11 protein-coding genes are annotated in these 12,423 nt (G+C 42.5%); 1 reads left to right on the forward strand and 10 read right to left on the reverse strand.

Translation table 11 applies throughout. From position 1 onward, the window contains the following. Positions 1-130: 130 nt before the first annotated feature. The 9 genes from J2736_RS07520 to J2736_RS07560 form a co-directional block, all read right to left on the reverse strand. Entirely contained in the window at positions 131-2,701 is a 2,571-nt protein-coding gene (locus J2736_RS07520; RefSeq protein WP_310224922.1) for an ABC transporter permease, read from the reverse strand. Beyond that, positions 2,698-3,381: an ABC transporter ATP-binding protein gene (locus J2736_RS07525; protein WP_310224924.1), complete on the reverse strand. Its 684-nt coding sequence runs from the start codon at positions 3,379-3,381 to the stop codon at positions 2,698-2,700. The genes J2736_RS07520 and J2736_RS07525 overlap by 4 nt, the downstream gene beginning before the upstream one ends. Positions 3,382-3,476: 95 nt before the next feature. Then, entirely contained in the window at positions 3,477-4,478 is a 1,002-nt protein-coding gene (locus J2736_RS07530) for a sensor histidine kinase (RefSeq protein WP_310225261.1), read from the reverse strand. A gap of 1 nt (position 4,479) precedes the next feature. Further along, the gene (locus tag J2736_RS07535; protein ID WP_310225263.1) at positions 4,480-5,166 is read right to left on the reverse strand and encodes a response regulator transcription factor; all 687 of its coding nucleotides are present in this window, start codon (positions 5,164-5,166) and stop codon (positions 4,480-4,482) included. 165 nt (positions 5,167-5,331) lie between these two features. Then, the gene (locus J2736_RS07540) at positions 5,332-5,766 is read right to left on the reverse strand and encodes a universal stress protein (protein WP_310224926.1); all 435 of its coding nucleotides are present in this window, start codon (positions 5,764-5,766) and stop codon (positions 5,332-5,334) included. A gap of 152 nt (positions 5,767-5,918) precedes the next feature. Beyond that, positions 5,919-6,218 carry a Dabb family protein gene (locus tag J2736_RS07545; protein WP_310224928.1) on the reverse strand — a complete coding sequence of 100 codons (300 nt, stop codon included), beginning with the start codon at positions 6,216-6,218 and terminating at the stop codon, positions 5,919-5,921. 134 nt (positions 6,219-6,352) lie between these two features. Further along, the gene (locus J2736_RS07550; protein WP_310224930.1) at positions 6,353-7,027 is read right to left on the reverse strand and encodes a DsbA family oxidoreductase; all 675 of its coding nucleotides are present in this window, start codon (positions 7,025-7,027) and stop codon (positions 6,353-6,355) included. 158 nt (positions 7,028-7,185) lie between these two features. Further along, a complete protein-coding gene (locus tag J2736_RS07555) occupies positions 7,186-8,610 on the reverse strand; it encodes an MFS transporter (protein WP_310224932.1) in 1,425 nt (474 codons plus the stop codon). Between the two features lie 123 nt (positions 8,611-8,733). Beyond that, entirely contained in the window at positions 8,734-9,747 is a 1,014-nt protein-coding gene (locus J2736_RS07560) for an LLM class flavin-dependent oxidoreductase (RefSeq protein ID WP_310224934.1), read from the reverse strand. Between the two features lie 941 nt (positions 9,748-10,688). On the opposite strand from J2736_RS07560, the gene J2736_RS07565 reads away from it, so the two are divergent. Further along, a complete protein-coding gene (locus tag J2736_RS07565) occupies positions 10,689-11,225 on the forward strand; it encodes a nuclear transport factor 2 family protein (protein WP_310224937.1) in 537 nt (178 codons plus the stop codon). Positions 11,226-11,407: 182 nt separating this feature from the next. Here the strand turns inward: J2736_RS07565 and J2736_RS07570 are convergent, their stop codons facing one another. Then, entirely contained in the window at positions 11,408-11,974 is a 567-nt protein-coding gene (locus J2736_RS07570; RefSeq protein ID WP_310224939.1) for an NAD(P)/FAD-dependent oxidoreductase, read from the reverse strand. Positions 11,975-12,423: the final 449 nt, after the last annotated feature.

Raw genomic sequence — 12,423 nt, forward strand, 5'->3', positions numbered from 1 at the left:
GGAAACTTCTACAACGGTAACATGTAGCCCTTCATATCTCGACTGTAGCCAACCCCGCTGCTCCCAATCCAAAAAACAAAAAATACCTTCCATCCTCGTTACAGGACAGAAGGCCTTTTATTCTTTTACTTTACACGTTCTCCTGTTTCAATGCATCAATGATATTGACATTCTTGACCTTCGTGCTCCCATACGCCATCGATGCGCTGACAATGAGAAACACCGCGGCACACACACCGATGAGACTTGACCAAGGAAGGCTGAAACCATAGTTGAATCTCCCCATAAAAGCCCTATAAATGAGATACATCCCCATGACCCCGAGCGGCAATCCATAGATTAGCGACTTGATCCCATAAAAGACGCTTTCGGAATGAATCATCTTATTGATACCTTTGGGTGTCATGCCAACTGATCTAAGCATAGCGATTTCTTTCGTCTTCAAGATCAAGCTGGTGGAGATCGTATTGAAAATATTCGCGATCGAGATAATGGTAATTAAAGCTACGAATCCGTAAGTGAAAACATCAATCAGTAACATATTTTGCTCGTTATTCCTTCTTGCCTGGAAGATGTTATACACATAGACTTGGCTGTTGAGCTTTTGAATTTTGTACTGGGTATCCAGTGGATCCGTACTCTTGAGATACAAGTTCAGGGATAGCTCATCCGAATCTTTCGGATAAAGAGCATCGAGCACCCTCTGCGATACAATCAATTTTAGCGAGATTGACTCCCTCGACAAAGTTACGCCCATAGGCGCTTCATTTGTTAATGCCGCGACACGCACCTTAGGGAACTTATCATTTCCTAGTTCAATGGAATCTCCCTTTACTGCATTCAACACCGACGTCTCTATGAATTTTCGGGATAAGCTATCCTGATAGGAAGTTGTATTAATAACGATGGCGGATAGCTGTTTTGGATTCACTAGCGTTTGGAAATCGACTCCTGTCTGCTTTGCATAAGACTGAAGATGTTCATCATCTAGAGCACTCACTTCTACTTGGTACGCATACTTCCCGGATTGACTCGGTTGACCGATGTTGTCGAACCAATTGCTTACAAGGGTTGGGACGTAAGAGGCGGGAATCAGGCTATCAAAGTTGATACGCTTTACTAAGCTGTATTCGGTCACATGGGTTAGCGATACAATGGAACGGATATGATCCTGATCCAAATCAGGTTTCTCAGCAGACGCCGAAACCTGTAAGTCGTAGTTGATATCTGCTTGGGACAACTTGAATGTTTTCTCTAAATTCGCTGTAAAAAATGATACGGACAAAAACAATACAATGCTGATGACTAATGAAAGAACCACAGCTTGATAGCGACGTTTGTTTCTTTTCAGGTTTTTCAATCCGAACTCCGCTTCAATTCCGAGCACGTGACGCACAAATTTTGAGGTTTTGACATCTTTGCCTGACAGTTTAATATCCATAGTCTGCCGAATCGCATCCATAGCGGATATCTTGGATGCTCTTCTAGCAGGAATATACGTCGATACAAATATGGTAAACAAAGAAACCGTGATCGCAATCATGATGGACATAGGTGTAACCACGACACGAAAGTCCTGATTAATGCCGAAGGCTCCCTGAATACTTGAATTTACACCCCAGAAGGTGACTACCATACCTACTAATCCGCAAAGAAGTCCCAGAGGAATGCTAATCAAGCCTATGACCGCTCCTTCATAATAAACGGAGTTCCGTTTCTGCCTCTTCGTAGCTCCCACACTGGAAAGCATACCTAGATATCGGGAACGCTCGGAAACGGAGATCGCAAAGGCGTTATAGATCAAAGCAACGGAACCTGCCATAATAATCAGTGTAATAATCACGCATAATGAGACTAAAGTATGATACAATTGCACATTATCCGTTATCCCATAGAAGCGAAGCAAAGGCTCATTAAATTCCACCACTTTGATGTTATTTTGTTTCGCTAAATCGGCGGCATGCGTAAACAAAGCACCATTTATCTTCTTTAAAATGACATTGGTATCCAATGAATCTTCAGGTCCCATCCCAGCTGCATCCACAAAAGAGATAATCGTATAGCCCGGGGACTGGGCTGGTTCAAAAATCGGGCGCTTGATCATACCTACGATCGTATAAGTTATCGAATTTGTATGGATCAATGCCTCTTTGCGCTGGCCATTTACCATCTGTATAGAGCTATTTTCATCTAAGATTTCACCTTTTCCAGTTTGATCTGATCTCTCACCGACTTGAAGGGTCAGCATATCACCTATGTGATAGTGAATGCCTCCATTGTCTGCAATCTCACTGGAAATGATAACTTCATTAGAATTTTCTGGAAAACGTCCTTGCGTTAGCTCAATGGGGAAAGAAGTAAACCCGAGTGAATTGTAGGCTTCAACAAACAAATAGGGCTTGTAGGGATTATTCCCTTCAGGTAACTCTGCATACCCGAGTTTCTTGTTAAGGATAACATCTTTCGTCGCTTCATCTTTCTTAATCGCTGCTAACTGATCTCGGTTTACAGCATGGTAGCGCACATGCCACAAGCCATCGTTTGCGATCGCTTGCTTCTGCATCAGTCCCTGAAAAGAAAAGAACAAAGTTGCAACCGCTGTAACCATCGCTACGGAGATCATGACGCCAAGTATCGTGACCAGCGTTCTCCGCTTATTCAACTTTAACTGCCGCAATGTCAGTTTATTTACGATATTCATGAACGGACGACCTCGTCTCTCGCAATCTTTCCATCCTCAATGGCAATGATGCGGTCGGCTTGCAAGGCAATCCGTTCGTCATGGGTAATGATAATGAGCGTCTGCCTATAGGTCTTATTCAGCATTTTCAATAAATCGATGATTTCTCTGCTATTCTTGCTATCCAGATTACCTGTTGGTTCATCCGCCAGAATGATGGATGGATTATTCATGAGCGCCCTTCCGATCGATACGCGCTGCTGCTGGCCGCCAGACAATTGGTTCGGGAGATGTCCCAAGCGCTCGCCAAGCCCAAGTAAACCCACCAAATCGTTGAATTTTCTAGCATCCACTCTCTGCTCGTCCAGCAGAAGCGGAAGTTTCATGTTTTCTTCCACGGTCAATACGGGGAGCAAGTTATAGAATTGATAAATCAGGCCAATTTGTCTTCGTCTGAAGATAGCCAGTTTGGTTTCATTCAATGCATATATATCGGTATTGTCTATGAACACTTTTCCGTTGGTCGGTCGATCGACACCACCAAGCATATGCATCAACGTAGATTTTCCAGAGCCCGAAGGACCTATAATCGCGACAAACTCCCCTTTTTCTACGGAAAATGAAACTTCGTCAAGCGCTTTTACCGCGGTATCTCCTTTGCCATACATTTTGGACAGATGTTCTATAGTTAAAATTCTCAATGTAATCCCTCCTATGGATCGATATGGATTCAGTATATCTGCCCAAACTAACAATGGAGTGACTGTAAAGTGACATTTTGGTCACTTAACCGCTATTAAATGATTCTCTTGTAGAATCTGATTTGGAATTGGGTCCCTTTGCCCAGCTCACTTGTGACGTAAATATCACCATTTTGATTTGAAATAATGCTTTGTGACATGGACAGGCCAATACCGACACTGCCTTCGGATGCGCCCTTTCCCTTGTAGAACCGTTTTAAAATATATGGAAGCTCATCTTTGGAGATGCCTTTACCGGTATCTTCCACAATGATTTCCGTATACAGAAGATTCTCCGTATAGGTAATCGAAAGTGCCCCCCCCTCCGGCGTATGCTCCACGCAGTTTTTCATAATATTGATCAGTGCCTCTGCAGTCCAGTTCATATCACCTGTAAAACTAGCGGATTTGTCGCCGGAAATCGATAGGATTTGTTCCTTGATGTCCATTGGAATAAGAATAGGTTGAATGGCTTTCCGGATAAGTTCCTCCACCTTGATATGTTCTTTTCTGAATGTCACGACGCCTGCGTCAATTTTGGATAGTTTAAGCAGAGAGGACACAAGCCAATCCATGCGTTCCAGTTGAACACTGGTATTACTGATAAACTCTATGCGCTTATCTTCGGACAATGACGGATTAAGGAGTAGGTCGGTCATTACTGTCATAGAAGCTAATGGTGTTTTGATTTGATGAGAAATATCTGATATAGCCTCTTTGAGGCGGCTTTTATCCTGCACAAGCAAAGCGTTCTGTTCGGAAAGTCTGACAGTCACTTTATAGATGTCATTCTTAAGTAGGCTTAGCTCCCCTTCTTGATTATCCCGCACGTCCAGCCCATAATCGCCATTACTGATTTGCTGCAGGTATCTAGACAGTTGTTCAAGCTCCCTATACCTCCATTTCGTAAATTGGTGATAGGTCACTATAAACAAAGCGGAGGTGCTGAAAACCAACCATGCCCCAGAAGTCGAGAAAAGAGTTGCCACTGCCGACAAACAAAGACCTATCACAGACATGATCCCTAGGAAAATACGAATTTCACGATTTCTCAGTATTTTAATCACCACCCGCCTTGTATCCTAAACCTCGAATCGTTTTGATGATAACAGGCTCTTTAGGGTCATCCTCCAGCTTTTCCCTGAGTCGCTTAATATAGACAGTCAACGTGTTGTCATTCACAAAATCCCCAGCGACATCCCAGAGCTGCTCTAGCAACTGCTCCCTCGAAAGTACTTGCCCCGCGTGACTTGAGAAAATAAGCAGCAAACGGTACTCTAAAGCCGTTAACTGAACATCCTCACCTTTCTTGGATACTTTCCCCTCTCGTATGTTCACACGGATGTCACCAAGCTCAATCATGCTTCTGCTCTCAGGGAGCTTATGATATCTGCGCATTACAGATTTAATACGTGAGAACAGCTCACGGAGACGGAAGGGCTTCGTGATGTAATCGTCTGCGCCCATATCAAGCCCCATCACCACATTCGTTTCATCCTCAATGGCTGTTAAGAAAATGACGGGTATGTCTCTCTGCTCCTTAACCATTCGGCAGAGCTCGAAGCCGTTTCCGTCTGGAAGAGAGAGGTCGAATAAACATAGTGTAAGACTGCTCGAGTGTTTTCTAATCGCTTCCTTTGCCGATGCAGCGTCCAAGCAATGCAACGTCTCGAAACCTTCTTGCTGGAGAGAGTATACCAAGCCAGTTGCAATAATTTTATCATCCTCAACTAATAAAATTTTCATCATAATCTCCTATTCGATAAGTTCACCGCAAAACACGTTCTATAGTACAACACATAAATCTGTCCGATACTTTAATAATAGTAAAAGGAGCTGCTTTAATGCAGCTCCAATGCTATTCACCATTAGCGGAAAATATCTTCCTGAGATTACTGATTGATACCTCGATTATTTGATCACAAGCAATGGTACATCCGAATGTTTCAAAATAAAATGACTAACGCTGCCCAGGACAAACTCCCGCAGTGCTCCTAGGCCGCGGCTGCCCGCGATGATTAGATCACACGAATGGTCCTTAGCATAATTAACAATTGTTTCTCCAGGACTTCCCTCGAGCATTACGGTCTCTGCGGACGGAAGTATTTGGATACGCCGCCTCGCTTCCTTCAGAAGATCCTGTTCCAGATGCAACAGTTCAGACTCCTGTTCAAGGACAGGCACTGTTAAGGCTACATCAAGGGCGATATCGGGAGACAAATTATAGACAGTCAGCACAGTTAACTTTGCTTCAGGGTAATGCTGCGCCATGTCTATCGCATGGGTGAGCGCCTTCTCTGCCGGCTCACTTCCGTCGTAGGCAACAAGAATATTAGAAATATTCATTTTAAAGCCTCCTTTAAACCTATATTATGAATTTCTCATCTTTTACTTTGCTGATGAAAACTGTTTCTTTCAAGCGTTTGGTTAATGACATATGCGATTTGCTCGAAAGCATGAAAAAGTAATTTTTTTTTTGATTTAATTGCTTAATAGTGTCAATAATCGTAATCGATTACCATGGCACGTGTTGCTTCCCGTTTCCAACGATTATTCTCAAAATTGTCATGCAACGGATGCGTTACATACGCCGCGTAATCCTCTTGGCCATCGAAAACCATAGAAATTCCGTAATCCATAGGGCTGTTTGCTTTCAGTCGGAAAGCTCGGAACTGCTTTACTCCTGGAATCAATGTCAGCTGGCTCTCCGCATCTCGCAAGAAAGCTTCTGCTGCCTCTGAACCTGCCTCATGTTTCAGGCTAAAAATAATCATATGATGAATGCTCACTTTTTCCATTTTTAGTATTCTCCTTAATATCGATTGAACAAACAATGGGCTCACCAATTATAGGCTCCGTATTCTTTACATGGTAACTAATTCTGCACGAGTTCATTAAGGTCAGGCAATTTCTATTAGCTTAACAAATTCCGTCACTGTATATAACTTTCGTCATCTTGTGATGCTATCTCCTCTTCTTCCCAAGATGTTTCAAGTGCTTGGATAAACGTGGCAACAGGATGGGCGCCGGAGAGGGCATGGCAGTCATTGATCAAGAAGAAAGGAACAGCTCTCGCACCTAATCTTTCAGCCACATGCTGCTCTAACCGCACCGCATTCCTATAGCGTTTGGTGTCGAGTAGCATTTCCAACGTTTTTTGGCGCTCCAGTCCTGCTTGTTCGGCGATAGACACAAGCGTCTCATGTTCCCCGATGTGCAGCCCATCTGTGAAGTAAGCTTTGAACAACAAGTCCAGCAACACTCCTTCTTTACCAAAATTTTTGGCAAAATGGACAAGGCGATGCGCGTCTAATGTGTTAGTGTGCTTTACATTGTCATAGTTAAAAAGCAGTCCTTCTAATTTTTCCGTTTCGGCAACAGCGCGACTTCTCCTAGCCATCATCTCCACAAAAGTGCTTTGTCTGGCGGCATCAATTTTGAATAGATGCTTATTGGGATGCACCGGCAATGTTGGCTCCAATTGGAAACTTCGATAAACTATTGTAATTTGATCACGATGAGCAAACGCCTGCAATCCGGCTTCAAAACGCCGCTTAACGATATAACAGGAGGGACAAATGATATCCGACCACATCTCCACTATCATATTTGTAGCTCCCTTTTTCTATATTATTCAGGCTTGAAATAATTCCACTAATTCTCTCGATCTAAGGAGCGTAACAGGTATCTGGAGAAGTAGCCTTACCTGTCATCACTGCATCAAAAACTACTTCGAAATACGGTAAAGTATATCTTTATCTAGCTTTAAACATGCATTTCTAAAGGAACGGAAGCGGCATTCTTACTCTTACCTCCGCTCATGAAAGCAAGAATCAGCGCAACGATTGCGAAACAGCCGCTTACGATTAATGCAGCATGGAAACCCGACAACAAGGCCGTGTTTGCCGATTTAATATGCGCCGAAGCGGTAACCGTAGTCGCGATGGTGGCCAGAATGGATAAGCCCAAGCTCCCTCCCAATTGCAGGAACGTATTCACGATTCCGCCGGCAATTCCATGTTCTTCGGAATTAACATCTTGAACGGAACCGACAATAACTGCCGTAAAGGACGCGCCAATCGATAAACCGAGCACGATAAAGGCCGGAAGAATAAATGACGCGTAACTTTTATCCATATCCATATTGCTTAACCAAAACATGCCGAGCGCGTTGATGATCTGCGTGATGATTAGGACTCTTTTTGCCCCGAATTTACGCATGAAGAACGGCGTGATTTGCGTTACGACGATCGATGTCAAACCCAGCGGCAAGAAGGCCAAGCCGGTAGCTAAAGACGAATAACCAAGCTCGTTGAAATACAACGTCGAGAAATACATGAAGCCCGTCACATAAGAAAACATCAAAAACCCGATAATATTGGACGTTACGAGCGAACGAATCTTGAAGAGACGAAGCGGCATAAGCGGATTTTTGGCGGATTTTTCTATCAGTACAAATACGACCAAAACCAATATCCCAACAATCAACATGGCGATCTTCGCTGCCGACCAACTGCCGTCGACATCTGGCATGGAGATGCCATAGACCAGAATGAAAATGCCCGCCAAAACGGAAATCAATCCAAACCAGTCTATGGTTTGTTTTTCGAGTTTAACTGAAGGACTTACTTTCACGAATAATAATCCGATGATGAGCAAGATGCCAAGCGGCACGTTCAGATAAAACAACGATCTCCAGCCCGCGGAATCGGTTAGCAAACCGCCGACTATTGATCCTGCCGCCGCTCCCCCTGAACCTAAGGCTCCAAAAATCCCGAATGCTTTGTTTCGCTGCGGTCCGACTGGGAAATTGTTACTAATGAGCGACATCGCCGCGGGGATGGAAAGAGCCGCCCCGATACCTTGGATCGCCCTGCTGGCAATCAACCAGACCGAATTTGTTGCCAAGGCTCCTGCCAGAGAAGCTAGCGCGAAGATGGTCAAACCAATCATTAAAACGCGTTTTCTTCCAAGTAAATCACTTGCTCGTCCTCCTATCATCAAAAAACAAGCGAACGTCAGTACATAAGAAGTTACAATCCATTGCAAATCGTTCGCCTGCATATGAAGCGACGTTTGTATGGAAGGGAGCGCTACAACGACCGTCGAACTATTCATGACCTCGATAAACTGGGCCAAACAAACGATAATTAGCAAAAACATATTCGCTTTCGAAATTCTTTCACTCACTTTTATTCCACTCCTATTTTTATCTATATATGATATGAGAAACGAGAAATACTTTCGTTCTATAGTGCTCAAGAGAAATGCTGCTTTTCCAAAGTTTCCGATCTTTAACGATCTTAGACTGATTTAATCTAGTAATTCAGCAATAATTTCAAAATTGCGCAGCCGATCCTTATGATGGAAAATTTGAGTCGTCATAATGATTTCGTCAGGTTGCGTATCACGAATTAGTTTCTGCATGCTAGTTTTCAAATGATCCGGATCTCCGATCGTTAAGCTGCGGTACATCGAATTACGCTCAAGCATAAAAATTTCCGCCTCGGAGGCTACCTGACTCATATCTTCAACCGGAGGCATGAGAGGCGTCATTCGCCCACTTAACACAGCCAAATACATTTGTTTCTGTGTAGAGGCCAAATAATGTGCACGTTCATTCGAATCAGCGACTGTCACATTCATCCCGACCATAACATGAGGTTTGCTCAAGACACTTGATGGCTTGAATAATTGTCGATACAAACGAACAGCTGGTATCGTGAAATCGGCAGCAACATGGTTAGCAAAAGAAAATGGCAAACCTAATTCTGCTGCGAGCCTAGCGCTAAAGTCGCTTGAACCTAGAAGCCAAATCGGAACTGCAAGTCCTGTCCCCGGGTATGCTCGTACTTTAGCCAAGGCATCATCCCGAAAATACCCTCTCAATTCGCGCAGCAGTTCAGGGAAGTCTTCACCATTTGTATGATCCCTCCGAAGAGCAGCTGATGCGGCCGAGTCACTGCCGGGGGCTCGACCTAGGCCCAGATCAATGCGACCAGGATACATGGATTCCAAGGTTCCAAACTGCTCTGCGATCACTAACGGAGCATGATTGGATAGCATAATGCCTCCCGAACCAACACGAATTCGTTTAGTCCCTGCAGCAATATATCCCATCACAACGGATGTAGCTGCGCTCGCCATTGCGGGAATATTATGATGCTCAGTTAACCAAAAGCGATAATATCCCCAGTCTTCTGCTTTTTGTGCCAAATCCAAGCTGTTCATAAACGTTTCATTTGCATTACCACCAACAACAATATTAGTAGTGTCAAGAATGGATATGGGAACTCCTTGAAATGATTTGGTGTATGATACATCCACAATAATTTCCCCCTCAGCTAAACCTTTTGTAAAGCTCAATGTAAATTATGATATTTAAATTTTGCTTCATTATTGAAAAATTGAAAAGACGTTGGGAATACTATCAGGTAGACAGATGTAGCCCGTTTCCAGCCTATATTGATGATGTGTGGAGCACTCAAAATCATTAATAAAAGATAAGTTCTAGAGAAAGATAGGCATTGAAGAAGATGGACACTGCGTTTCCCGCACACTCACAATTATCCAAATACTGTGCACAGTAGAGATTTTCGATCACAACTTGGCTGTATCGTAGAAGCCTTCATATGTGAATTGTGAATTACCACTCTCATTAAGATTGTAAGTGATGCTTCTATCGCCTCGGAGACAACTATAGCAGGTATCTATCTTTTTCATAAGAAGGCTATTTTTTTTAATATGCTTTATAAAAATAAACTGATTCTAGTAATGCACTTGGTTATAATATACAATTTTCCAAATTGATTTCTGCCTAGTGATTCTATTGTAGCGATGACACTTTTGTACTGGAACATCAGTCACGAACAAAATCCCAAGTCAGAACAGCCAGTTTCTGTTAAAGTCTTGTTTCTAACTTCTTGTTTACAATGATTTTATTGAAACAATAGTTTCTTCCTTATTTACAACTGTCTCACTTAGATTAACATCACCTGTTAAACGGCTAGGCGTATTACTTTATTTTTCTAAAGCATATTAAAAAAAATAGCCTTCTTATAAAGAATAAGAATACCTGTTATAGTTGTTTCCAGGCGATTAAAGCCTCTCACCTACCTATCCTGAAGAGAAGAGGTTATTCACTTATGTAGCGAAAAAAAAGAACATCCAGATTATTTCGTTTATGCCTTTATTCAACGATGACCAGCTTGTAATTCAATCTCATGGTTATTATTTCCATACTAAAATTAGAAGGGGATTGACATATTATGACCAACACGAAAGATAATGAGCAAGAAAATCTAATAAGTAGACTTACTCAACTAGAACAAAAGTTCCAACAATTAGAAGACATCGAGGAGATCAAAAAACTAAAAGCCCGCTATTTTCGTTATGTCGACGAGAAAAATTGGAAAGAATTCGGGGATCTTTTTACTTCTGACGCCACACTAATTTCTCAGGGCCAAGATTTTTCTGCTGGGGGCGGACAAGCTTACGGGAAGATGATTGGAGATCTTGTCGGAAAAGCACCTACGGTTCACCACGGACACATGCCTGAGATTGAAATGATTGACAATGATACTGCCAATGGTATTTGGGCCATGGAGGATATGTTGACCTTCCCTGACGCCAAAGATGCATATCCAGGGCATAACGGGTATGGGCAATACCGCGAAATATATAGAAAAGTGAATGGTACCTGGAAAATTAGCTCCACAGTACTAACGCGATTCAGGATGGATCCTCTGAAAAACTGGGATCCGAGTACGGACCCAGTAACTGGACAAGCTGTAACTGGCAAATAATCCAGCGACAAATTAGATGTAAGAACAAGTAAACCCTTTGGATATCCAAGGGTTTACTTGTATTTTTTGATTTCAAGAATTCAGTCCGAACACCCGTGCTAATTTTGATGCTGATAGTTGCTTGGTGAGACCCAAAATGGCCATTAGTAAATTCAATTATTGTTATTGTAGGATTTTCCCCATTATGTTGTTTTTAATACATCATGATCAACATATCTCTCGCCGTTTAATTCGCTTATTACGTTTATAGCGACTTTTGCTCCATCTCCAGCAGTAATGATGGCATGTACACTGACACCTGCAATAGTTCCAGCTGCCCAAATACCTTCTACACTTGTTTTACCTTTGATGTCAACGTCAACAATTGTTTTTATCCGAGGCTCTGTCGCTTCTTTCGTTTTAACACCTATATGTTCAGCGAGATCAAATAAAGCACCCGTCGCAAGAATGACTTGTTTGGCCTCATAGTTGCCTTGGTCTGTTTCAATGTTGAATCCATTTTCACCTTTTGTAATATTAGTAGTCTTTTCATGAAGCAACTTCGCGCCAAAATGTTCTGCTTGCTTTTTGCCTAATTCAACCATATCAGGACCCGAGATCTCCCCAATCCCATAGTAATTTTCAATCCAAGCTCGCTTCGTCATACTTTTATCGTTATCAATAAGCAAGGTTTTCTTCCCTGCTTTGGCTGAAAATAACGCAGCGCTTGCACCTGCAGGACCGGACCCAATAATTGCAATTTCAAACATAAGATTCACAATCTCCTTTATTTTTAAATCTTCGTTATTAATTTACTCCGAGGAAGAGGCTTGTCCTCCTGCTCAACGACTTGCTCTCGAAGTACCTGTAATTAGCCAAACAGGGGTGTTTATCTGCTCCTGTATAATTGAACCTCGTACTTAGTGAAGCATTGCTTCAGAGTTAACTATATCAGGTCTTCACCTATTCCATAAGAACGCTATTTTTATAAATATGCTTTACAAAAATAAAGTTACTTAATATGTATACTGTGATTTCTCCGACAGAACGTTATGAAATTATTGTCGATATATAAGGTTCCCTTACGAACGACTCCTATTCAAGACGAATTATACTCAGATATGATGCACAGCTAACATAAAAAGGGACGGAGCGAAAGCACGGTGCAAGCCAAGATAACTCTTGTGAGCTCCGTCTCTTTATTGGGAGTACAACATAC

The sequence above is a fragment of the Paenibacillus qinlingensis genome, assembly GCF_031455095.1.
In the GTDB taxonomy this organism is placed as follows: Bacteria; Bacillota; Bacilli; order Paenibacillales; family NBRC-103111; genus Paenibacillus_E; species Paenibacillus_E qinlingensis_A.

Bases quoted from the DNA above. Each gene is read 5' to 3' on its own strand.
- J2736_RS07520 (WP_310224922.1), bottom strand. From the start codon at position 2,701: ATGAATATCGTAAATAAACTGACATTGCGGCAGTTAAAGTTGAATAAG.
- J2736_RS07540 (WP_310224926.1), bottom strand. From the start codon at position 5,766: ATGAATATTTCTAATATTCTTGTTGCCTACGACGGAAGTGAGCCGGCA.
- J2736_RS07535 (WP_310225263.1), bottom strand. From the start codon at position 5,166: ATGAAAATTTTATTAGTTGAGGATGATAAAATTATTGCAACTGGCTTG.
- J2736_RS07545 (WP_310224928.1), bottom strand. From the start codon at position 6,218: ATGGAAAAAGTGAGCATTCATCATATGATTATTTTTAGCCTGAAACAT.
- J2736_RS07550 (WP_310224930.1), bottom strand. From the start codon at position 7,027: ATGATAGTGGAGATGTGGTCGGATATCATTTGTCCCTCCTGTTATATC.
- J2736_RS07565 (WP_310224937.1), top strand. From the start codon at position 10,689: ATGACCAACACGAAAGATAATGAGCAAGAAAATCTAATAAGTAGACTT.
- J2736_RS07570 (WP_310224939.1), bottom strand. From the start codon at position 11,974: ATGTTTGAAATTGCAATTATTGGGTCCGGTCCTGCAGGTGCAAGCGCT.